The 21463-nt window shown below is 56.8% G+C and carries 19 protein-coding genes and 3 tRNA genes; 16 read left to right on the forward strand and 6 right to left on the reverse strand.

Annotated features, from left to right (window positions below):
* Positions 1–107: 107 nt before the first annotated feature.
* Both lpxH and ALO80_RS08060 read right to left on the reverse strand, forming a co-directional pair.
* On the reverse strand, positions 108–854 hold the full coding sequence (gene lpxH / locus ALO80_RS08055; protein WP_055008598.1) for a UDP-2,3-diacylglucosamine diphosphatase: 747 nt from the start codon (positions 852–854) through the stop codon (positions 108–110).
* Complete coding sequence (locus tag ALO80_RS08060; RefSeq protein WP_055008599.1) at positions 851–1354, reverse strand: peptidylprolyl isomerase; 504 nt, start codon at positions 1352–1354, stop codon at positions 851–853. The genes lpxH and ALO80_RS08060 overlap by 4 nt, the downstream gene beginning before the upstream one ends.
* 208 nt (positions 1355–1562) lie before the next feature.
* On the opposite strand from ALO80_RS08060, the gene ALO80_RS08065 reads away from it, so the two are divergent.
* Positions 1563–3257: a glutamine--tRNA ligase/YqeY domain fusion protein gene (locus ALO80_RS08065; protein WP_055008600.1), complete on the forward strand. Its 1695-nt coding sequence runs from the start codon at positions 1563–1565 to the stop codon at positions 3255–3257.
* A gap of 19 nt (positions 3258–3276) precedes the next feature.
* On the forward strand, positions 3277–4659 hold the full coding sequence (gene cysS / locus ALO80_RS08070; RefSeq protein WP_055008616.1) for a cysteine--tRNA ligase: 1383 nt from the start codon (positions 3277–3279) through the stop codon (positions 4657–4659).
* A gap of 106 nt (positions 4660–4765) precedes the next feature.
* On the opposite strand, the gene ALO80_RS08075 is transcribed toward cysS, so the two are convergent.
* Positions 4766–6619, reverse strand: coding sequence for a sigma-54-dependent Fis family transcriptional regulator (locus ALO80_RS08075; RefSeq protein ID WP_055008601.1), 1854 nt, complete (start codon positions 6617–6619; stop codon positions 4766–4768).
* Between the two features lie 300 nt (positions 6620–6919).
* On the opposite strand from ALO80_RS08075, the gene ALO80_RS08080 reads away from it, so the two are divergent.
* From ALO80_RS08080 to ALO80_RS08090, 3 genes are read left to right on the forward strand one after another with little or no spacing between them, the layout of a single operon-like run.
* A complete protein-coding gene (locus tag ALO80_RS08080; RefSeq protein WP_055007074.1) occupies positions 6920–8014 on the forward strand; it encodes an ABC transporter ATP-binding protein in 1095 nt (364 codons plus the stop codon).
* Complete coding sequence (locus tag ALO80_RS08085) at positions 8014–9129, forward strand: ABC transporter ATP-binding protein (protein ID WP_055008602.1); 1116 nt, start codon at positions 8014–8016, stop codon at positions 9127–9129. The genes ALO80_RS08080 and ALO80_RS08085 overlap by 1 nt, the downstream gene beginning before the upstream one ends.
* Positions 9122–9988 (forward strand): carbohydrate ABC transporter permease, encoded by an 867-nt coding sequence (locus ALO80_RS08090; protein ID WP_024644953.1) that lies wholly within the window; start codon positions 9122–9124, stop codon positions 9986–9988. Before ALO80_RS08085 ends, ALO80_RS08090 begins: the two co-directional genes overlap by 8 nt.
* Here ALO80_RS08090 and ALO80_RS32475 read toward each other — a convergent pair.
* Positions 9930–10358, reverse strand: coding sequence for a multiheme c-type cytochrome (locus ALO80_RS32475; RefSeq protein WP_223813484.1), 429 nt, complete (start codon positions 10356–10358; stop codon positions 9930–9932). The two genes, ALO80_RS08090 and ALO80_RS32475, sit on opposite strands and share 59 nt — an antisense overlap.
* Here ALO80_RS32475 and ALO80_RS08095 point away from each other — a divergent pair.
* From ALO80_RS08095 to ALO80_RS08105, 3 genes are all read left to right on the forward strand, one after another.
* Entirely contained in the window at positions 10242–10799 is a 558-nt protein-coding gene (locus ALO80_RS08095) for a carbohydrate ABC transporter permease (RefSeq protein ID WP_223813483.1), read from the forward strand. The genes ALO80_RS32475 and ALO80_RS08095 overlap by 117 nt on opposite strands.
* Before the next feature lie 11 nt (positions 10800–10810).
* A complete protein-coding gene (locus tag ALO80_RS08100) occupies positions 10811–11083 on the forward strand; it encodes a DUF2160 domain-containing protein (protein ID WP_010437138.1) in 273 nt (90 codons plus the stop codon).
* Positions 11084–11168: 85 nt separating this feature from the next.
* Entirely contained in the window at positions 11169–12941 is a 1773-nt protein-coding gene (locus tag ALO80_RS08105) for an ABC transporter substrate-binding protein (RefSeq protein WP_055007072.1), read from the forward strand.
* A 60-nt stretch (positions 12942–13001) separates the two neighbouring features.
* Here ALO80_RS08105 and folD read toward each other — a convergent pair whose 3' ends face one another.
* Positions 13002–13856 (reverse strand): bifunctional methylenetetrahydrofolate dehydrogenase/methenyltetrahydrofolate cyclohydrolase FolD, encoded by an 855-nt coding sequence (gene folD, locus ALO80_RS08110; protein WP_054987158.1) that lies wholly within the window; start codon positions 13854–13856, stop codon positions 13002–13004.
* Positions 13857–14148: 292 nt separating this feature from the next.
* Between folD and ALO80_RS08115 the strand changes: the two genes are divergently transcribed.
* The 8 genes from ALO80_RS08115 to ALO80_RS08150 all read left to right on the forward strand — a co-directional run bounded on the left by ALO80_RS08115 (position 14149) and on the right by ALO80_RS08150 (position 21335).
* Positions 14149–14225: transfer RNA gene (locus ALO80_RS08115), tRNA-Arg, on the forward strand.
* A gap of 51 nt (positions 14226–14276) precedes the next feature.
* Positions 14277–14352: transfer RNA gene (locus ALO80_RS08120), tRNA-His, on the forward strand.
* 56 nt (positions 14353–14408) lie between these two features.
* Positions 14409–14493: transfer RNA gene (locus ALO80_RS08125), tRNA-Leu, on the forward strand.
* A 382-nt stretch (positions 14494–14875) separates the two neighbouring features.
* Positions 14876–16186 carry a trigger factor gene (gene tig, locus ALO80_RS08130; RefSeq protein ID WP_054987159.1) on the forward strand — a complete coding sequence of 437 codons (1311 nt, stop codon included), beginning with the start codon at positions 14876–14878 and terminating at the stop codon, positions 16184–16186.
* A gap of 91 nt (positions 16187–16277) precedes the next feature.
* Positions 16278–16919: an ATP-dependent Clp endopeptidase proteolytic subunit ClpP gene (gene clpP, locus ALO80_RS08135; protein ID WP_002552734.1), complete on the forward strand. Its 642-nt coding sequence runs from the start codon at positions 16278–16280 to the stop codon at positions 16917–16919.
* A gap of 106 nt (positions 16920–17025) precedes the next feature.
* Entirely contained in the window at positions 17026–18309 is a 1284-nt protein-coding gene (gene clpX / locus ALO80_RS08140; RefSeq protein WP_002552735.1) for an ATP-dependent Clp protease ATP-binding subunit ClpX, read from the forward strand.
* Between the two features lie 210 nt (positions 18310–18519).
* Entirely contained in the window at positions 18520–20916 is a 2397-nt protein-coding gene (gene lon / locus ALO80_RS08145; protein ID WP_055008603.1) for an endopeptidase La, read from the forward strand.
* 146 nt (positions 20917–21062) lie between these two features.
* Entirely contained in the window at positions 21063–21335 is a 273-nt protein-coding gene (locus ALO80_RS08150; protein WP_002552737.1) for an HU family DNA-binding protein, read from the forward strand.
* Here the strand turns inward: ALO80_RS08150 and ALO80_RS32175 are convergent.
* Positions 21328–21459 carry a hypothetical protein gene (locus tag ALO80_RS32175; protein ID WP_259641120.1) on the reverse strand — a complete coding sequence of 44 codons (132 nt, stop codon included), beginning with the start codon at positions 21457–21459 and terminating at the stop codon, positions 21328–21330. The two genes, ALO80_RS08150 and ALO80_RS32175, sit on opposite strands and share 8 nt — an antisense overlap.
* Positions 21460–21463: the final 4 nt, after the last annotated feature.

Below are 21463 nucleotides of genomic sequence, written 5' to 3' on the forward strand. Positions count from 1 at the left end.
GTCACGAACTGCATTACCACGCGTAGCGTAGGAACGAGAGTCTGTGTAGAACCACAACCTACCTGAAGTCGCAGAACAGCCACGCGCTCAGCAGCGTTCCCGCACCATCAATTCAACAGCGCAGTCGTCTCGGGTACAAAGTCAAACGCGCTCAGATTGAAACCCTGCTCATCCACCTGCAGCACCCAGCCCTGACGATCCCAGTCACCCAGCACGATACGCCTGGACGCCTGATCGCCAATCTGCAACTTATGAATCGCCGGACGATGAGTGTGGCCGTGGACCAGCGTGCGCACACCGAACTGCTGCATGATCCGCGGCACTTCTTCCGGGGTCACGTCGACAATATCGTTGGCCTTGAGGCTGGTCTTGGCGCGGCTTTCGTTGCGTAATTTGCGCGCCAGCTTATGGCGGGTGCCCAACGGCAGGTGACGCAATATGAACAACGTCAGCGGATGGCGCAGATAGCGGCGCATCCGGATATAACCTTCGTCGCGGGTGCACAGGCTATCGCCATGCATCAACAGCACGGGCTCACCGTTCAACTGCACGACACTCGGGTCGCTCAACAGCGTGCAACCCGCTGCCTTGCAGAAACCCTTGCCGAGCATGAAATCACGGTTGCCGTGCATCAGAAAAATTCGTGTGCCACTGTCGCTCAATTCGCGCAGGGCCTGGCAGATCGAAAGCTGGAACGGCGACATGGCATCGTCACCGATCCAGACTTCAAAGAAATCCCCGAGGATATACAGCGACTCGGCTTCGCGAGCGCGTCCTGCGAGCAGATCCAGGAACGCCCGGGTAATGTCCGGGCGCTCCTGTTCAAGGTGCAGGTCGGAGATCAGCAGTATCACTCAACGATCTCGGCTTTCTCGATGATCACGTCTTCTACCGGAACGTCCTGATGGCCGGCCTTGCTGGAAGTCGCCACGCCTTTGATCTTGTCGACCACGTCTGTGCCTTCGACCACTTCACCGAATACAGCGTAACCCCAGCCCTGAACGGTCTTGGCGCTGTGGTTCAGGAAGGCGTTGTCAGCAACGTTGATGAAGAACTGCGCAGAGGCCGAATGCGGTTCCATGGTACGGGCCATGGCCACGCTGTACTTCTTGTTCGACAGACCGTTGTCGGCCTCGTTCTGGATGCTCGGGCGCTTGTCTTTCTTTTCTTTCATGCCAGGCTCGAAACCGCCGCCCTGAACCATGAAATTGCCGATCACACGGTGGAAAACAGTGTTTTCGTAGTGGCCGGCTTTAACGTATTCGATGAAGTTGGCAACGGTCAGCGGCGCTTTTTCTTCGTTCAGTTGCAGCACGATGTCGCCGTGGTTGGTAGTCAGCTTTACATTAGGCATTTGGGAAGTCGCTCTCTAGTCATGCATGAATGGGCAGATTATGACCCTGACGCGCAGTTTACAGGCGAGGTTACATTTTTCAGCGCTTTTGCAGCTTTTATGCCCTCAAATACGCAGTCTGTTGTCAGGGACTTGACAGCTTCGGCTATGATAAGCGCTTTGATTTAGTCGGCCTACCCTGGCCGCGCACGTATTGTCCAAGGATCCTATGAGCAAGCCCACTCCAGAACCCACTGCCCATTCAAAGGCAGGCCCGGCCGTACCGACCAATTTCCTGCGTCCTGTCGTGCAGGCAGACCTGGACTCGGGCAAGCACAGTAAAATCGTGACCCGTTTTCCGCCTGAGCCCAACGGCTATCTGCATATCGGTCATGCCAAATCGATCTGCGTGAACTTCGGTCTGGCCGAGGAATTTGGTGGCGATACGCACCTGCGTTTCGACGACACCAATCCGGCCAAGGAAGACCAGGAATACATCGACGCCATCATGAGTGACGTCAAGTGGCTGGGCTTTGAATGGGCGGGTGAGGTGCGCTACGCCTCACAGTATTTCGACCAGTTGCACGACTGGGCGGTCGAGCTGATCAAGTCGGGCAAGGCCTATGTAGACGATCTGACCCCCGAGCAGGCCCGCGAGTACCGCGGCACCCTGACCGAGCCGGGCAAGAACAGTCCGTTCCGTGAGCGTGGCGTCGAGGAAAACCTGGACCTGTTCGCGCGTATGAAAGCCGGGGAGTTCGAGGATGGCGCTCGCGTACTGCGTGCCAAAATCGACATGGCCTCGCCGAACATGAACCTGCGTGACCCGATCATCTATCGCATTCGTCATGCGCATCACCATCAGACCGGCGACAAGTGGTGCATCTACCCGATCTACGACTTCACCCACGGTCAGTCGGATGCGCTCGAAGGCATCACCCACTCGATCTGCACCCTGGAGTTCGAAAGCCATCGTCCGCTGTACGACTGGTTCCTCGACAACCTGCCGGTGCCATGCAAGCCGCGCCAGTACGAGTTCTCGCGGCTGAACCTGAATTACACCATCACCAGCAAGCGCAAGCTCAAGCAACTGGTTGACGAAAAGCACGTCAACGGCTGGGACGACCCGCGCATGTCGACGCTGTCGGGTTTCCGTCGTCGTGGTTACACGCCGAAATCGATCCGCAACTTCTGCGAAATGATCGGCACCAACCGTTCCGACGGCGTGGTCGATTTCGGCATGCTCGAATTCAGTATTCGCGATGACCTGGATCACAGTGCTCCACGTGCCATGTGCGTGCTGCGACCGTTGAAAGTGGTCATCACCAACTACCCGGAAGGTCAGGTCGAGAAGCTGGAACTGCCGCGCCATCCGAAAGAAGACCTGGGCATGCGCGAGCTGCCGTTCTCGCGGGAGATCTACATCGATCGCGACGATTACATGGAAGAGCCGCCCAAAGGCTACAAGCGTCTTGAGCCCAATGGCGAAGTGCGTTTGCGTGGCAGTTATGTGATTCGCGCTGATGAGGCAATCAAGGACGCAGACGGAAACATCGTCGAACTGCGTTGCTCCTATGATCCGGACACGCTGGGCAAAAACCCTGAAGGCCGCAAGGTCAAGGGTGTTGTGCACTGGGTGCCTGCGGCAGAGAGCGTTGAATGCGAAGTGCGTCTTTATGACCGCCTGTTCCGTTCCGCCAACCCGGAAAAAGCCGAAGATGGCGCAAGCTTTCTGGACAACATCAACCCGGACTCCCTGCAAGTGCTGACCGGTTGTCGTGCTGAGCCGTCATTGGGACACGCGCAACCGGAAGACCGTTTCCAGTTCGAACGCGAAGGTTACTTCTGCGCGGACATCAAGGACTCGAAACCCGGTCAACCAGTTTTCAACCGCACGGTAACGTTGCGGGATTCCTGGACCTGAGATGTCCGAGGGGCAGATAGTGCTTTCTATTTACAACACGCTCACCAAGAGCAAAGAAGTTTTCAAGCCGCTGGATGGCAACAAGGTGCGCATGTACGTCTGCGGGATGACCGTATACGACTACTGCCACCTTGGTCATGGCCGCAGCATGGTGGCGTTCGACCTGGTGACCCGCTGGTTGCGCTTCAGTGGTTATGAACTGACCTATGTGCGCAATATCACCGACATCGACGACAAGATCATCAATCGTGCCCGTGACAACGGCGAGTCGTTCGACGCGCTCACGGCGCGCATGATCGACGCCATGCACGAGGACGAGGCTCGCCTCAATATCCTCAAACCGGACATGGAGCCGCGTGCCACCGATCACATCGCGGGCATGCACGCCATGATCCAGACCCTGATCGATAAGGGCTATGCCTACGCGCCGGGTAACGGCGACGTGTATTACCGTGTGGGCAAGTTTCAGGGTTACGGCAAACTGTCGCGCAAGAAGATCGAAGACCTGCGTATCGGCGCACGTATCGAAGTGGACGAGTCCAAGGAAGATCCGCTGGACTTCGTGCTCTGGAAAGGCGTCAAGCCGGGCGAGCCGAGCTGGGAATCGCCTTGGGGTGCCGGGCGTCCAGGCTGGCATATCGAATGCTCGGTGATGTCGACCTGCTGCCTGGGCGAGACCTTCGACATTCATGGCGGCGGCAGCGATCTGGAGTTTCCGCACCACGAAAACGAAATCGCCCAGAGCGAAGCCGCAACCGGCAAGACCTACGCCAATGCCTGGCTGCACTGCGGCATGATTCGCATCAATGGCGAGAAGATGTCCAAGTCCCTGAACAACTTCTTCACCATTCGCGACGTCCTGGAGAAATACCACCCGGAAGTAGTGCGTTACCTGCTGGTATCAAGCCATTACCGCAGCGCGATCAACTATTCCGAAGACAGCCTGCGCGAGTCCAAGGCAGCGCTTGAGCGTTTCTATCACGCGCTCAAGGGCTTGCCGGTTGCCGAGTCCGCTGGTGGCGAAGCATTCGTCGAGCGTTTCAGCGCTGCAATGAATGACGACTTCGGTACGCCTGAAGCGTGTGCGGTCCTGTTCGAGATGGTCCGCGAGATCAATCGTCTGCGCGAATCCGATGTCGCAGCAGCGGCGGGGCTGGCGGCGCGCTTGAAGCAACTGGCCAGCGTATTGGGTGTTCTGCAACTGGAAGCCGACGACTTCCTGCGCGCAGGCGCGGAAGGGCGCGTCGACGCGGCAGAAGTGGAAGCGCTGATTCAGGCTCGCCTGGCTGCTCGCGCGGCGAAAGACTGGGCTGAGTCCGACCGGATCCGCGACCGGATCACCGCGATGGGTGTGGTTCTGGAAGACGGCAAGGGCGGTACGACCTGGCGCCTTGCGGACTGATCAAGAACTATCCCTGAAACACTGGAATGCCCATGCTGCGCATGGGCGTTCTGTTCTGGACGCTTCGCGTCCGATCCTCAATGTGCAGCCTGCCAGGCGTCATACGCTAGACAATCCGCTGTTCCCGCAACCGCTTGTACAGCGTATTGCGACTGACCCCCAGACGTTTCGCCAGTTGTGAAATATTCCCGCCTGCCGCTTGAAACAGTTGGCCGAGGTCTTCAGTCGGGTGCAAGCGTAAGGCTGATTCCTGGGGCCTCGCCGGATCACGGCATTCTTCATCCACGTGCGTATCGAGCAGAAAGTCGTCTGGCAGATGTTCGGTGCCGATCGACTGTTCGTCGGCCAGCGCAAGTGCCACCTGGATCACGCTGTTGAGCTGACGAAGGTTGCCCGGCCAGGGGTGATGCTCGAATAGCTCGAGCACTTCTCTGGAAAAACCTGCACGTTGATGAGCATCGCGGTGCCGCTCCCATATACGCTGGATGAGCGCATGTTTGTCAGTGCGCTCGCGCAGTGGCGGGAGTTCGATGCTCAGGCCGCTGATCCGGTAATAAAGGTCCTGGCGAAAATGCCCGGTCTGGACCTGCTCGCGCAAGCCGCGATTAGTGGCCGAAATCAGGCGTATGTCCACCGGGTACAACTCGCTGCTGCCCAATGGTTGAACACAGCGTTCCTGCAGCACGCGTAGCAGTCGCGCCTGCACCGGCAGGGGCATGTCGCCGACCTCGTCCAGAAACAGCGTACCTTTGTCGGCTTTACGAATCAGGCCGATGCTGCCCTTTTGACTGGCCCCGGTAAACGCCCCTCTTTCATAGCCAAATAGCTCAGCCTCGACCAGTTCGGCCGGGATTGCGGCGCAGTTGACGGCGATCAGCGGCAGGCCAGCGCGCGCACTGGCCTGATGCAGTGCTTTGACAAACACTTCCTTGCCGACCCCGGTTTCGCCGTGAATCAGCAGCGGGATGTCTTTTTCCAGAAGCCGTTGTGCCTGATGTACAGCCTTCTCGATCCTGGGATCGCCCAGGCTGATCGCATCGAGGTCCAGGTTTCGCGGTGCTGCAGGCGTGTGCAGCGGCTGGACGCTATGCAGCTTCAGCGGCTTGCGGGTCGGGCGCTTGAGCAGGCATTGAAAGCGATTGTTGCCGAATGCATGCAGCGCAAATGGCCGCGCTTCGGTTTCGCTGAGCAGTTGCAGGATCGGACACTTGAACAGCGTCTCGATACTGACTCCGGACGGCGTTGTCCCCAGCAAGTTGTCAGCTCGCCGATTGGCACACAGGATCTGACCGCTTTCGTCGAAAATCAGCAGACCTGCCCATTGGCTGTCCAGGTTGTTCAGGCCTGTATTGAAGATCAACTGGTAGTGAGAGTCGCGAAACTGATCAAGAATCAGCCGGTTTTCTACTGACTGGCTCATCATCTTGACCATGCCAAGCGTGTGCGAGGGCGGCAGAAAGCTGTCACTGGACACATCCAGCACGGCAATGATGCGTCGATTGGCGTCGAAGATCGGTGAAGCTGACCCGGTCATGAAGCGATTGGCCTTGAGGAAGTGCTCGTCGGGCTCGATATGAATAGCCTGCTCGCAGGCCAGCGCTGTGCCAATGGCATTGGTGCCTGTGCCCCGTTCGCTCCAGCTGGCACCTGCCATGAAGCCCTGAGCCTGGGAAGACTCGACGAAGCGTTGTGCTCCCCACGATTTGAGCAACTGGCCTTGAGGATCGGCCAGCAGAATCAGACAGTTGGAGTTGCTCAGAATATTTTCGTAGACCGGCAGGACTTCCTGATGAGTGGTCTGCACCAGGCCGTGATGACGCTCCAGCAGTCTGGCAACCTCTGCACCGGGCAATTGGCCGAAGGAAGGACGCGTCTGATGGCTGAGGCCGAAGTCCCGGCAGCGCCTCCATGAATCCTGAATGATGATGTCGTGAGCAAGCGAAGCGCTGGGTTGAGACATGAGGATGCCTGCGAATGTGACGTGTTGTTTTTGTTTTTAGGTCCCGTCGGCGTGACCATCCTTGCCCGCAACGTCCGTCCAGTGTCGTTCAGTTTTGTTCAAAGTCAATGTTCATTTTGTTCAAGTGTTCAGTTTTTTCTGTTCATTATTGTTCAGCTGCGAAAGCCGTTTGGCCCCCTGAATACGGGAGAGTGCTCTGTTTCGGGCTTTTGGCAGCGATCTGGCCGAGCTGGCATGAATGTCGCTATCTGCAGACAGTCACGCAATCACCCTTAAGAAAAAAACAACAAAGGGCACGCCATGTCACTCACGCTGGAGCATGTCAGTCGCGCAGTCGATGGTCAGGTCTGGATCGACGACGCTTCCCTGAGCTTTGAGCCGGGATCATTCAACGTTCTGCTGGGACGAACCCTGTCCGGCAAAACCAGCCTGATGCGCCTGATGGCCGGGCTGGACAAGCCTGACAGCGGACGGGTGCTGATGAACGGGGTCGATGTCACCAACCGCCCCGTTCGTTTGCGCAACGTCTCGATGGTTTATCAGCAGTTCATCAATTACCCAAGCATGACGGTGTTTGAAAACATCGCCTCGCCGCTGCGCCAAGCGGGGTTGTCCAGGGAGGTGATCGATAGCCGCGTGCAGGAAACCGCGAAGATGCTGCGCATCGAAAAATTCCTGCAGCGTCACCCCCTCGAATTGTCCGGTGGACAGCAACAGCGCACCGCGATGGCCAGGGCGCTGGTCAAAGATGCCGAACTGATCCTGTTCGACGAGCCGCTGGTCAACCTCGATTACAAGCTGCGCGAAGAGCTGCGTCAGGAAATGCGCGAGCTGTTTGCCGCTCGCCATACTATCGCCATCTACGCCACCACCGAGCCCAATGAGGCGCTGGCTCTGGGCGGCACTACCACCATTCTGCATGAGGGGCGAGTGGTGCAGAGTGGCAAGACTCCAGAGGTTTACCACCGGCCGAGCACTGTATTGGCCGCCGAGCTGTTTTCCGAACCGCCGATCAACCTGATGCCGGGTCGGATAGACGGCAATGAAGTCAGCTTCGCCAACTTCGTGCACTTTCCGCTCAATGTCGACCTGCGTGCCGTCGGCGATGGAGAGTATCGCTTCGGAGTACGCCCGAGTCATCTGAGCCTGGTGCCGTCCAACGATGATGACCTGGAACTGGCCGTCACCGTCGAGCTGGCGGAAATAAGCGGCTCGGAAACCTTCCTGCATGTGCGCAACGAGCTGTTCTCGCTGGTCCTGCATCTACCGGGCGTTCACGCCTACGACGTAGATGCAGCGATTCGGGTGTACATCCCGACCCACAAATTGTTTGTATTCGATCAGCAGGGCGGCCTGATTCAGGCACCGGGCCTGCGTATGGCGAGGGTTGCCTGATGGCCGAGATCCGCTTGCAGAACCTGGCGCACAGTTATAGCGCCAAGCCCGGTCCTGACGATTACGCGATACGGGAAATGAGCCATATCTGGGAGCAGGGTGGCGCCTACGCGCTACTTGGACCCTCCGGCTGTGGCAAGTCGACCTTGCTCAATATCATTTCGGGATTGCTCAGTCCTTCACAGGGCCAGGTATTGTTTGATTCAAAAGTGGTCAACGAGCTGCCGCCGGAGCGCCGCAATATTGCTCAGGTTTTCCAGTTTCCGGTGATCTACGACACCATGACCGTGTTCGATAACCTGGCCTTTCCTTTGCGTAATCAGGGCATGGACGAGGCGCGGATTCTCATCAAGGTCAACGAAATAGCCGATGTTCTGGACTTGCAGCCGCTGCTGAAAAAGAAGGCGCGCAACCTGAGCGCAGACGAGAAACAAAAGGTCTCCATGGGTCGCGGGCTGGTGCGCGATGACGTTTCAGCGATCCTTTTCGATGAGCCGCTGACGGTCATCGACCCGCACCTGAAATGGAAACTGCGGCGCAAGCTCAAGCAGATCCACGAGCAGTTCAATATCACCATGGTCTACGTGACCCACGATCAGCTCGAGGCTTCGACCTTCGCCGACAAGATCGCGGTGATGTACGGCGGACAGATTGTGCAGTTCGGTACACCGCGGGAGCTTTTTGAAAAGCCTTCCCACACCTTTGTCGGCTATTTCATCGGCAGCCCCGGCATGAATCTCATTGACGTCACGCCTCAAACAGGCGGAGTCGGTTTTGCCGACATTCATCTGCCGCTGCCTGAAGCGTTGCAGCAAAAGCTCGCCGATACACCCTGGAAAAGTCTGAAAGTGGGCATTCGTCCAGAGTTCGTGCACGTCTGGGACGGGCCTTACGACGATGCCATGTGCGCCGACGTGACCTACGTGGAAGACCTCGGCACCTACAAGATCATCACCCTGAAACTGGCCGGGCAGTTGCTCAAGGTTCGGCTGCAGGAAGACAAGCCGGTGCCGCAAGGCCAAGCGTGGATCAGTTTTCCGGGGCAATGGCTGATGCTGTACGCAGATGATTACCTGCTCGAAACCGGCCCTGCCAGTGAGGTGTCCCATGCGTAAGGTTCAGAACAACAAGGCCTGGTGGCTGGTGATGCCAGTGTTTCTGCTGGTGGCATTCAGCGCCATCATCCCGATGATGACGGTGGTCAACTACTCGGTGCAGGACATCTTCGACCAGTCCAGCCGCTATTTCGTCGGCACCGACTGGTTCAGGCAAGTCCTGCAGGACCCGCGTCTGCACGATTCGCTGCTGCGTCAGTTCATTTACTCGGGCTGTGTGCTGCTGATCGAGATCCCGTTGGGCATCGCGATTGCCCTGACCATGCCTACGAAGGGCCGCTGGTCGTCGTTGTGCCTGATCGTGATGACCATTCCATTGCTGATTCCGTGGAATGTGGTCGGCACCATCTGGCAGATTTTCGGCCGTGGGGATATCGGCTTGCTCGGCTACACGCTGAACAACGTGCTGGGCATCAACTACAACTACGCCGCTAATGCGTCGGATGCCTGGGTGACGGTACTGGTCATCGACGTCTGGCACTGGACCTCGCTGGTCGCTTTGCTCTGCTATTCAGGGCTGCGAGCCATTCCGGACGTGTATTACCAGGCAGCACGGATTGATCGGGCGTCCGGTTGGGCCATCTTCCGGCATATTCAGTTGCCGAAGATGAAAAGCGTACTGCTGATTGCGGTGATGCTGCGCTTCATGGACAGCTTCATGATCTACACCGAGCCGTTCGTTCTGACCGGCGGCGGTCCGGGCAACTCCACCACCTTCCTCAGTCAGACCCTGACGACCATGGCGCTCGGGCAGTTCGACCTGGGGCCGGCGGCAGCGTTCTCGCTGGTGTATTTCCTGATCATTCTGTTGGTGTCATGGGTGTTCTATACCGCCATGACCCACGGCGAAAAGAATTGAGGGCCGGGTCATGAGTCTGCGCAAAATCATACCGCTGTGGATTTACCTGTTGTTTCTGCTGGTGCCGATCTACTGGCTGATCAACATGTCGTTCAAGACCAATACCGAGATCCTCAGCGGCCTGACCCTGTGGCCGCAGGATTTTACCCTGGCCAACTACAAGGTGATCTTCACCGACGAGAGCTGGTACAGCGGCTACCTCAACTCGCTGTACTACGTGTGCCTCAACACCGTGATATCGCTGAGCGTGGCACTGCCTGCAGCCTATGCCTTTTCCCGCTATCGTTTTCTCGGCGACAAGCACCTGTTCTTCTGGCTGCTGACCAATCGCATGGCACCACCTGCAGTATTCCTGTTGCCGTTTTTTCAGTTGTATTCGTCCATTGGCCTGTTTGACACGCACATCGCCGTCGCACTGGCGCATTGCCTGTTCAACGTTCCGCTGGCCGTGTGGATTCTGGAGGGCTTCATGTCCGGTGTTCCCAAGGAGATAGATGAGACGGCGTATATCGACGGTTACAGCTTTCCCAGGTTTTTCGTGAAGATCTTCATTCCGCTGATCGGCTCGGGCATTGGTGTAACGGCGTTTTTCTGCTTCATGTTCTCCTGGGTCGAACTGCTCCTGGCGCGCACGTTGACCTCGGTCAACGCCAAGCCGATAGCGGCAGTGATGACCCGCACGGTCTCGGCATCGGGTATCGATTGGGGGGTGCTGGCGGCCGCCGGGGTGTTGACCATCCTGCCGGGCATGCTGGTGATCTGGTTCGTTCGCAACCATGTGGTCAAGGGCTTCGCTCTTGGTCGCGTCTGAGGAGTCGAGAAATGGAGTGGATGTCCTGGACACTGCCCACTGCTGCCTTTTTCATCAGCATCGCTGTGCTGCTGGCGGGAATGACAGTATGGGAATTGCGCTCGGCAAGCATCGAGCGTCGTGGTTTTCTGCCGATTGCCACCACCCGTGGCGACCGTCTTTTCATTGGGCTTCTGGGCAGCGCTTACCTGCATCTGCTGGTGATCGGCGCGACTGACTGGAGTATCTGGATCGCTTCAGGGGCTTCCCTGGTGTGGTTGTTGGTGGTGATGCGTTGGGGTTAGGGAGCGGTCGGGTGCGATTGTATGACTGAATCGGCCGACGGTATTCGAAGAGCAGGACTACATAAAGGCAATCGTGGAGATGACTATGTTCAATAAGAAAAACAAGCTGCAACATAGCGTGACGCTGGCAACCATGATCATGCTCAGTGGGTTGAGTGTGTCGGCATGGGCAGATCAGTACGAGGATGCGGCGAAGAAATGGGCGGCAAGCGAATTCAAGCCGAGTACGCTTTCCGATGCCGAGCAGTTGAAAGAACTGGAGTGGTTCATCAAGGCCGCCGAGCCGTTCCGTGGCATGGACATCAAGGTGGTGTCGGAAACCCTGACCACCCACGAGTACGAATCGAAAACCCTGGCCAGGGCATTCACTGAAATCACCGGTATCAAAGTCACCCACGATTTGCTGCAGGAAGGTGACGTCATCGAAAAGCTGCAGACCGCCATGCAGTCTGACAAGAGCATCTACGACGGCTGGGTTAACGATTCGGACCTGATCGGCACGCACTTTCGCTATGGCAAGGCGCTTTCTCTGACGGATCTGATGGCCAGTCCGGAAGGCAGTAAGGTCACATCGCCGACGCTGGACCTGAAAGACTTTATCGGTACTTCGTTTACCACGGCTCCAGACGGCAAGCTTTATCAGCTGCCCGATCAGCAGTTCGCCAACCTCTACTGGTTTCGTGCCGACTGGTTCGAGCGTCCTGACCTGAAAAAGAAATTCAAGGACAAGTACGGCTATGAACTGGGCGTCCCGGTCAACTGGTCGGCCTACGAAGACATTGCCAAATTCTTCAGTGAGGACGTCAAGGAAATCGACGGCAAGAAAGTCTTTGGCCACATGGATTACGGCAAAAAGGACCCGTCACTGGGCTGGCGTTTCACCGATGCCTGGTTCTCCATGGCGGGCAGCGGTGACAAGGGCTTGCCGAATGGTTTGCCTGTGGACGAGTGGGGCATCCGTGTAGAAGATTGCCATCCGGTCGGTTCCAGCATTACCCGTGGCGGCGACACCAACGGTCCGGCGGCGGTGTTCGCGACCCAGAAATACATCGACTGGCTGAAGGCCTATGCACCGCCGGAAGCGGCAGGCATGACGTTCTCGGAGTCCGGCCCCGTGCCTTCGCAGGGTAACGTTGCGCAACAGATATTCTGGTACACCGCGTTTACCGCTGACATGACCAAGCCCGGTCTGCCGGTCATGAACGCCGATGGCACGCCGAAATGGCGTATGGCCCCGTCGCCGAAAGGGCCGTACTGGAAGGAAGGCATGAAACTCGGTTATCAGGATGTGGGTTCATGGACTTTCCTGAAATCTTCCGACGAGAAAAAACGTCTGGCGGCGTGGCTGTATGCGCAGTTCGTCACGTCGAAAAGTGTTTCTCTGAAGAAAACCATTGTTGGCCTGACGCCGATCCGCGAGTCGGACATCAACTCCAGGGAAATGACTGAGCTGGCACCGAAACTGGGTGGTCTGGTAGAGTTCTACCGCAGCCCGGCGCGGGTGCAATGGTCGCCTACCGGGACCAACGTGCCTGATTATCCGAAGCTGGCGCAGTTGTGGTGGAGCCATGTTGCCGAAGCGGTCACTGGCGAGAAGACTGCACAGCAGGCGCTGGACGGTCTGGCCAAGGATCAGGATGCAATCATGACGCGCATCGAGCGTTCCAAGGTTCAGGAAGGCAGCAAGTGTGCGCCGAAGATGAATCCGGAAACCACTGCAGAGGCCTGGTACAAGAAGGCCGAAGAGAGCGGTGGCAAGTTCCTTGCGCCACAACGCAAGCTGGCCAACGAGAAGCCGAAGGGGGAAACCATCGCCTACTCAGACTTGCTGAAGAGCTGGGAAGCGGCTAAAAAGTAAGCGTTTGCAGGCATAAAAAAACGGCACCCATGAGGTGCCGTTTTTTTGTGTGCATGCTGATCAGTCGTGCAGTGTTTCCGCAGCGTACAGCGTGTTTTCCAGCAGGCATGCGCGGGTCATGGGGCCGACGCCGCCGGGAACCGGAGTGATCCAGCCGGCGCGGGGCAGGGCGGTGTCGTAAACCACGTCGCCTACCAGCTTGCCGTCTTCCTGGCGATTGATGCCGACATCGATGACGATCGCGCCCTGCTTGATCCATTCGCCTTTGACAAGGCCCGGCTTGCCAGCGGCAACCACCACCAAATCGGCACGGCTCACATGACCTGCCAGATCCTTGGTGAAACGGTGGGTCACGGTCACCGTGCAGCCCGCCAGCAACAACTCCATCGCCATAGGGCGGCCGACGATGTTCGACGCGCCAACCACCACGGCATCCAGACCGTACAAATCGACGCCGGTGCTTTCCAGCAGGGCAATGATCCCTTTGGGTGTACATGGCCGCAGGAGCGGAATGCGCTGCGCCAGACGGCCTACGTTATAAGGGTGGAAACCGTCCACGTCCTTGTCCGGACGAATGCGTTCCAGCAGCAGTGATGCGTCCAGGTGCGCAGGCAGAGGCAATTGCAACAGAATGCCGTCGACAGCGGCGTCTTCATTGAGGCGGTCGATCAAATCGGTCAACGCAACCTGAGTGGTATCGGCGGGCAAGTCATAGGCACGGGAGATAAAGCCGACTTCCTCGCAGTCCTTGCGCTTGTGGGAGACATAGACCTGAGAAGCGGGGTCGCTGCCTACCAGGATCACCGCGAGGCCCGGCGTGCGCAAACCTTGCTGGCTACGTTCGGCGACACGTTTGGCGATCTGCTGGCGCAGGCTGGCGGCGATCGCCTTGCCGTCGATTAGTTTTGCAGTCATGACGCGTGATTAACCATCGAGAGGAAATAAAATGAGCGCGCATTCTCGCATGACATGGCGCGAGGGCAAAGGCGCATGCATTGGATATTCAGCTAACTCCTTTATCTAGCTGAATTTTTTTCAAAAAAAGGTTGACGACCCCAGGGGCCGTCTATAAGATTCGTCGCACTTGCCGGGCAGCGCCCAGCACTGGTTAAGCTAGCACTGGTTGATTATGTCAGGCAGAGTTGCAAATCAGCCGGTGTGATTGAAAGCCTTTTAGTTTGTTATCACAAGAATACAAATTATATAAGTGCCCGTAGCTCAGCTGGATAGAGCATCCGCCTTCTAAGCGGATGGTCGCAGGTTCGAGTCCTGCCGGGTGCGCCATTCAAGGCAGCTTTGGCACAGCAAGCAAGTTGTATCGTCACGCGCAATATGGTGGGCGTAGCTCAGTTGGTAGAGCACAGGATTGTGACTCCTGCGGTCGTGGGTTCGAACCCCATCGTCCACCCCATATTAAGAAGGGCGCCAGATTCATAGTCTGGCGCCTTTGCTTTAAAAGTCTGAAATGCGGATGTGGTGGAATTGGTAGACACACTGGATTTAGGTTCCAGCGCCGCAAGGTGTGAGAGTTCGAGTCTCTCCGTCCGCACCAGGATAAATGCAGTCGAGTGGTTACGCTTCGATTGCAGAATGTACAAAAAGAAAGCCGCCTAGTGCGGCTTTTTTTGTTTTGGCGTATTCGTTCCATCGCCTCGCTGGTCCGACGGCCATGCCGCCGTCGGTCGAGTGGGGCGTGCTATGCAGATGGATTCGGGCATCGTCCGGTGCAGGTGCTTCCTTATATAGGGGGCGTGCCAGACACGTCGCGAGCGATGCGAGGTGTTTTCCTTTCTCCTCCGGCTGTAGTCCGATTCCTTCTTGTTAATCCGCCCTTTTTCAGTAGGGTGACTTCTTGAGTTTGACCCACTAGAATGCATGCCCTTGATTCTGGGGTCGGAAACGGCCGGCTAACGTCTGTGCAACGAGGAATATCCATGCAAGTTTCTGTTGAAAATACTTCCGCTCTTGAGCGCCGCATGACCATTGGCGTGCCTGCCGAACGCATCGAGACTGAAGTCAACAAGCGTCTGCAGCAGACCGCACGCAAAGCCAAGATCCCGGGCTTCCGCCCTGGCAAGGTGCCTATGAGCGTGATCCGTCAGCGTTACGAAGACGGCGCACGTCAGGAAGCACTGGGCGATCTGATTCAGGCTACCTTTTACGAAGCCGTGGTTGAGCAGAAGCTGAACCCGGCCGGCGCTCCAGCTGTAGAACCGAAATCTTTCGAAAAAGGTAAAGACCTGGAATACGTGGCTACTTTCGAAGTATTCCCGGAATTCACCGTCGCCGGTTTCGACACCATCGCTGTTGAGCGCCTGTCTGCCGACGTGGCCGAGAGCGATCTGGACAACATGCTGGAAGTGCTGCGCAAGCAGAACGTTCGTTTTGAAGTAGCCGATCGCGCTGCCCAGAACGAAGATCAGTTGAACATCGATTTCGTGGGCAAGGTCGACGGCGAAGTGTTCGCCGGCGGTTCCGCCACCGCTACCCAGCTGGTATTGGGTTCCGGTCGCATGATTCCTGGTTTCGAAGACGGTCTGGTTGGCGCCAAGGCTGGCGAAGAGCGCGTTCTGAACGTGACCTTCCCCGAGGACTATCAGAACCTCGAGCTGGCCGGCAAGGCTGCCGAGTTCACCGTGACCGTCAATACCGTTTCCGAGCCGAAGCTGCCTGAGCTGAACGAAGAGTTCTTCAAGCAGTTCGGCATCAAGGAAACCGGTATCGAAGGCTTCCGCACCGAGGTTCGCAAGAACATGGAGCGCGAGCTGCGTCAGGCGATCAAGTCCAAGGTCAAGAATCAGGTCATGGACGGTCTGCTGGCTGCCAACCCGATCGAAGTGCCTAAAGCGCTGCTGGAAAACGAAGTCAATCGTCTGCGCGTCCAGGCTGTTCAGCAGTTCGGTGGCAACATCAAGCCTGACCAGTTGCCGGCTGAGCTGTTCGAAGAGCAGGCCAAGCGCCGCGTCGAGCTGGGTCTGATCGTTGCCGAGGTCGTCAAGCAGTTCGACCTCAAGCCTGATGACGCTCGCGTTCGTGAAATGATCCAGGAAATGGCGTCCGCCTATCAGGAACCCGAGCAGGTTGTTGCCTGGTACTACAAGAACGAGCAGCAAATGAACGAGGTACGTTCTGTTGTGCTTGAAGAGCAAGTTGTAGATACTGTTTTGCAGAAAGCTAGCGTGACCGACAAATCGGTCTCCTACGAAGAAGCTGTCAAGCCGGTGGAAGCTCCAAAAGCCGACTGATTTCTCTTTTCGTGCGAAAACACCCACAAGCCAGCCTTCGCGCTGGCTTGTGCGTATTCAAGACTCGACTATTTGGGAGTGAATGCAGGACATGTCCCGCAATTCTTATATTCAGCAGAACTCTGACATCCAGGCCGCTGGCGGCCTGGTCCCGATGGTTATCGAGCAGTCCGCCCGTGGCGAACGCGCCTATGACATCTATTCGCGCCTTCTCAAGGAGCGAGTCATCTTTATGGTTGGTCCGGTAGAGGACTACATGGCCAACCTTATCGCGGCACAGCTGCTTTTCCTTGAAGCGGAAAACCCGGACAAGGATATCCATCTTTACATCAACTCGCCGGGCGGTTCGGTGACTGCAGGCATGTCGATCTACGACACCATGCAGTTCATCAAGCCGGACGTCTCGACGATCTGTATCGGTCAGGCTTGCAGCATGGGTGCATTCCTGCTGGCCGGTGGTGCAGAAGGCAAGCGTCATTGCCTGCCCAACTCGCGGATGATGATTCACCAGCCGCTGGGCGGTTTCCAGGGTCAGGCGTCGGATATCGACATCCATGCCAAGGAAATCCTGCACATTCGTCATCGCCTGAACTCGCTGCTGGCGCATCACACCGGCCAGAGCCTCGAAACCATCGAGCGTGACACCGAGCGTGACAACTTCATGAGCGCAGAGCGTGCGGCTGAATACGGCCTGATCGACTCGGTGATCAACAAGCGTCAAATGCCTGCCTAAGCGACTCAAAATGTAGGGGGTCGGCACAACCGACCGCCTGCGGACTTGAAAAAGCCCGCAATAGCCTTCATCTTGTGTTGCAAGCCTACCGGATTGGATCGATCGAATGACTGACACCCGCAACGGCGAGGACAACGGCAAATTGCTCTATTGCTCCTTCTGTGGCAAAAGCCAGCATGAAGTGCGCAAATTGATTGCCGGCCCCTCGGTCTTTATCTGCGACGAGTGCGTCGACCTGTGCAATGACATCATCCGCGAGGAGGTGCAGGAAGCACAGGCCGAAAGCAGCGCGCATAAATTGCCTTCGCCTAAAGAAATCAGCGGCATCCTTGACCAGTACGTCATCGGTCAGGAGCGTGCCAAAAAAGTTCTCGCAGTAGCGGTGTATAACCACTACAAGCGTCTGAACCAGCGCGACAAGAAAAATGACGATGTTGAACTGGGCAAGAGCAACATCCTGCTTATCGGCCCTACGGGCTCAGGCAAGACGCTGCTGGCCGAAACACTGGCCCGTCTGCTCAATGTACCGTTCACCATCGCTGACGCCACCACTCTGACCGAGGCCGGTTATGTGGGTGAGGACGTCGAAAACATTATTCAGAAGCTGTTGCAGAAATGTGATTACGATGTCGAGAAGGCCCAGATGGGTATTGTCTACATCGACGAAATCGACAAGATTTCGCGCAAATCCGACAACCCTTCGATCACGCGTGACGTTTCCGGTGAAGGCGTGCAGCAAGCCTTGCTGAAACTGATCGAGGGCACTGTGGCTTCCGTTCCTCCTCAGGGTGGCCGAAAGCATCCGCAGCAGGAATTCCTGCAAGTGGACACACGCAATATCCTCTTCATCTGCGGTGGTGCCTTCTCGGGCCTGGAAAAGGTTATTCAGAACCGTTCCACCCGTGGCGGCATCGGCTTCAACGCCGAAGTTCGCAGCAAGGAGGAGGGCAAGAAGGTTGGCGAGTCCCTGCGTGAAGTCGAGCCTGACGATCTGGTCAAGTTCGGTCTGATCCCGGAGTTCGTGGGCCGTCTGCCAGTGCTTGCGACGCTGGACGAGCTGGACGAGGCTGCTTTGATACAGATCCTCACCGAGCCGAAGAATGCGCTGACCAAGCAATATGCCAAGCTGTTCGAGATGGAAGGTGTGGACCTCGAGTTCCGTACCGATGCACTGAAGTCGGTTGCCCGTCGCGCGCTGGAGCGCAAGACCGGTGCCCGTGGCTTGCGCTCCATCCTCGAAGGCGTACTGCTCGACACCATGTACGAGATCCCGTCGCAAAGTGACGTGAGCAAGGTGGTGATAGACGAGAGCGTCATCGATGGCACGTCCAAGCCGCTGCTGATCTACGAAAACAGCGAGCCACCTGCCAAGGTCGCTCCTGACGCGTAACGCATGCAGGTGTCTGTGCGTGTGAAGTAATACGGAAGGGGGCCTTTTTGGTCCCCTTTTGCATTTTTCAGCCGTTCATTCGTTTTGTATGAAGAAATTGATCTTGGCGGGTCGTGGCTTCAGAGCTTGTTTTTTTTGGACGCTACCCCCATCTTGGCTTCAAGCTAATTCCATCTGTCCCGGCCGATTGGCCGCCGTAGAGGCGAAATCATGAAGACCACTATTGAATTGCCTCTCTTGCCATTGCGTGATGTTGTGGTTTATCCGCACATGGTTATCCCGCTGTTCGTGGGGCGCGAGAAGTCTATCGAAGCCCTTGAAGCGGCAATGACAGGCGACAAGCAGATCCTGCTGCTCGCGCAAAGAAACCCTGCTGACGACGATCCTGATGAAAAGGCTCTGTACAGCGTCGGCACCATTGCCACCGTGCTGCAGTTGCTGAAACTGCCTGACGGCACCGTCAAGGTGCTGGTCGAAGGTGAACAGCGCGGGTCGGTAGAGCGCTTCATCGAAGTCGATGGTCATTACCGTGCAGACGTTGCGCTGATCGACGAAGTCGATGCGCCGGATCGTGAGTCTGAAGTGTTTGTGCGCAGCCTGCTGGCTCAGTTCGAGCAGTATGTGCAATTGGGCAAGAAAGTCCCTGCAGAGGTGCTCTCGTCGCTTAACAGCATCGACGAGCCCGGTCGCCTGGTTGACACCATGGCAGCGCACATGGCGCTCAAGATCGAGCAGAAGCAGGAAATCCTCGAGATTATCGACCTCTCAGCGCGTGTCGAGCACGTGCTGGCCTTGCTGGATGCCGAAATAGACCTGCTGCAGGTTGAAAAGCGCATTCGCGGTCGCGTTAAGAAGCAAATGGAGCGCAGCCAGCGCGAGTACTATCTGAATGAGCAGATGAAGGCCATTCAGAAAGAACTGGGCGATGGCGACGAAGGCCATAACGAAATCGAAGAGCTGAAAAAGCGTATCGACGCTGCCGGCCTGCCCAAGGATGCGCTGACCAAGGCGACTGCCGAGCTGAACAAGCTCAAGCAAATGTCGCCGATGTCGGCTGAGGCGACGGTAGTACGTTCCTACATCGACTGGCTGGTTCAGGTGCCGTGGAAGGCGCAGAGCAAAGTACGTCTTGATCTTGCGCGCGCCGAGGCGATTCTCGATGCCGATCATTATGGTCTGGACGAGGTCAAGGAACGCATTCTTGAATACCTCGCCGTACAGAAGCGTGTGAAGAAGATTCGTGGACCTGTGCTGTGTCTGGTAGGTCCTCCTGGTGTGGGTAAAACCTCTCTGGCAGAGTCCATCGCCAATGCAACCAATCGCAAGTTTGTGCGTATGGCGCTGGGCGGAGTGCGTGATGAAGCCGAAATTCGTGGTCACCGTCGAACTTATATCGGGTCGATGCCAGGAAGATTGATACAAAAGATGACAAAGGTGGGTGTCCGCAACCCGCTGTTCCTGCTCGACGAAATCGATAAGATGGGCAGTGACATGCGTGGCGATCCTGCCTCGGCATTGCTCGAGGTTCTGGACCCTGAACAGAACCACAATTTCAACGATCACTACCTTGAGGTCGATTACGATCTTTCCGATGTGATGTTCCTGTGCACGTCGAACTCGATGAACATCCCGCCAGCCTTGCTGGACCGGATGGAAGTCATCCGTCTGCCGGGTTACACCGAAGACGAAAAGATCAACATTGCCGTCAAATACCTTTCGCCAAAACAGATTCAGGCCAATGGTCTCAAGAAAGGCGAGATAAGCTTCGACGAGGAAGCGATCCGCGACATCATCCGCTATTACACCCGTGAAGCCGGTGTGCGCGGGCTCGAACGTCAGATTGCCAAGGTCTGCCGCAAGGCAGTCAAAGAGCACGCGATGGAAAAGCGCTTCGCTGTGCAGGTCACCGCAGAGATGCTTGAACACTTCCTTGGCGTGCGCAAGTTCCGCTACGGTCTGGCAGAGCAGCAGGACCAGATCGGTCAGGTTACCGGCCTGGCCTGGACTCAGGTGGGCGGTGAGTTGCTGACCATCGAGGCTGCGGTTGTATCGGGCAAGGGGCAGTTGATCAAGACCGGTTCGCTGGGCGATGTGATGGTCGAATCCATTACCGCAGCTCAGACCGTGGTACGCAGTCGTGCCCGTAGCCTGGGCATTCCAGCGGATTTCCACGAGAAGCACGACACGCATATCCACATGCCTGAAGGCGCTACGCCGAAGGATGGACCAAGCGCTGGCGTCGGTATGTGCACTGCGCTTGTATCGGCGCTTACGCAGATACCGGTGCGTGCGGATGTGGCGATGACGGGCGAAATTACTCTGCGCGGGCAGGTACTGGCGATTGGTGGTCTGAAGGAAAAACTTCTGGCTGCGCATCGCGGCGGAATCAAGACAGTGATCATTCCGGAAGAAAACGTGCGTGATTTGAAGGAGATTCCTGACAATATCAAGCAGGATCTGCAGATCAAGCCCGTTAAATGGATTGACGAAGTCCTGCAAATTGCGCTGCAATACGCGCCGGAGCCGTTGCCGGACGTGGCTACAGATCTGGTCGCAAAGGAAGAAAAACGCGAGTCTGACTCTAAGGACAGAATTAGCACGCATTAAGACTGGACAGGCTTCCTTGACAGCTTTTTAGAGCCCTTGTTATAAAGCGGCTCTTTAAAGCAAGCTCCAGCAAGCCTTCCAGCGCTCGTTTTGCTTAACACCTAAAACTTAGAAACATACTCAATATAGAGATAAGGGGACTTAGAGTGAACAAGTCGGAACTGATTGATGCTATCGCTGCATCTGCTGATATCCCGAAAGCTGCTGCTGGCCGTGCGCTGGACGCAGTGATCGAATCCGTCACTGGCGCTCTGAAGGCTGGCGACTCGGTTGTTTTGGTTGGCTTTGGTACGTTCTCCGTGACTGATCGTCCTGCTCGCATCGGTCGCAACCCGCAGACCGGTAAGACGCTGGAAATTGCTGCTGCTAAAAAACCAGGTTTCAAAGCCGGTAAAGCCCTCAAAGAAGCTGTCAACTAAGCGTCTTGATGCCTTTGCCCGCTGGACCAGGTCTGTCCTGATCCAGTAGCGGAGCGGTGGTGCATTCGGTTGCGACACCGAAGGGTTCGAGCCCTACCGCTTCGTCAGTTACGAGAAGGCGCATCCTC

The organism is Pseudomonas caricapapayae (assembly GCF_001400735.1).
Lineage (GTDB): Bacteria > Pseudomonadota > Gammaproteobacteria > Pseudomonadales > Pseudomonadaceae > Aquipseudomonas > Aquipseudomonas caricapapayae.

Excerpts from the sequence above, each read along its gene's own strand:
- ALO80_RS08060 (WP_055008599.1), bottom strand. The coding sequence starts at position 1,354 with ATGCCTAATGTAAAGCTGACTACCAACCACGGCGACATCGTGCTGCAA.
- ALO80_RS08065 (WP_055008600.1), top strand. The coding sequence starts at position 1,563 with ATGAGCAAGCCCACTCCAGAACCCACTGCCCATTCAAAGGCAGGCCCG.
- ALO80_RS08075 (WP_055008601.1), bottom strand. The coding sequence starts at position 6,619 with ATGTCTCAACCCAGCGCTTCGCTTGCTCACGACATCATCATTCAGGAT.
- ALO80_RS08080 (WP_055007074.1), top strand. The coding sequence starts at position 6,920 with ATGTCACTCACGCTGGAGCATGTCAGTCGCGCAGTCGATGGTCAGGTC.
- ALO80_RS08085 (WP_055008602.1), top strand. The coding sequence starts at position 8,014 with ATGGCCGAGATCCGCTTGCAGAACCTGGCGCACAGTTATAGCGCCAAG.
- ALO80_RS08090 (WP_024644953.1), top strand. The coding sequence starts at position 9,122 with ATGCGTAAGGTTCAGAACAACAAGGCCTGGTGGCTGGTGATGCCAGTG.
- ALO80_RS08100 (WP_010437138.1), top strand. The coding sequence starts at position 10,811 with ATGGAGTGGATGTCCTGGACACTGCCCACTGCTGCCTTTTTCATCAGC.
- ALO80_RS08105 (WP_055007072.1), top strand. The coding sequence starts at position 11,169 with ATGTTCAATAAGAAAAACAAGCTGCAACATAGCGTGACGCTGGCAACC.
- folD (WP_054987158.1), bottom strand. The coding sequence starts at position 13,856 with ATGACTGCAAAACTAATCGACGGCAAGGCGATCGCCGCCAGCCTGCGC.
- tig (WP_054987159.1), top strand. The coding sequence starts at position 14,876 with ATGCAAGTTTCTGTTGAAAATACTTCCGCTCTTGAGCGCCGCATGACC.
- clpP (WP_002552734.1), top strand. The coding sequence starts at position 16,278 with ATGTCCCGCAATTCTTATATTCAGCAGAACTCTGACATCCAGGCCGCT.
- clpX (WP_002552735.1), top strand. The coding sequence starts at position 17,026 with ATGACTGACACCCGCAACGGCGAGGACAACGGCAAATTGCTCTATTGC.
- lon (WP_055008603.1), top strand. The coding sequence starts at position 18,520 with ATGAAGACCACTATTGAATTGCCTCTCTTGCCATTGCGTGATGTTGTG.
- ALO80_RS32175 (WP_259641120.1), bottom strand. The coding sequence starts at position 21,459 with ATGCGCCTTCTCGTAACTGACGAAGCGGTAGGGCTCGAACCCTTCGGT.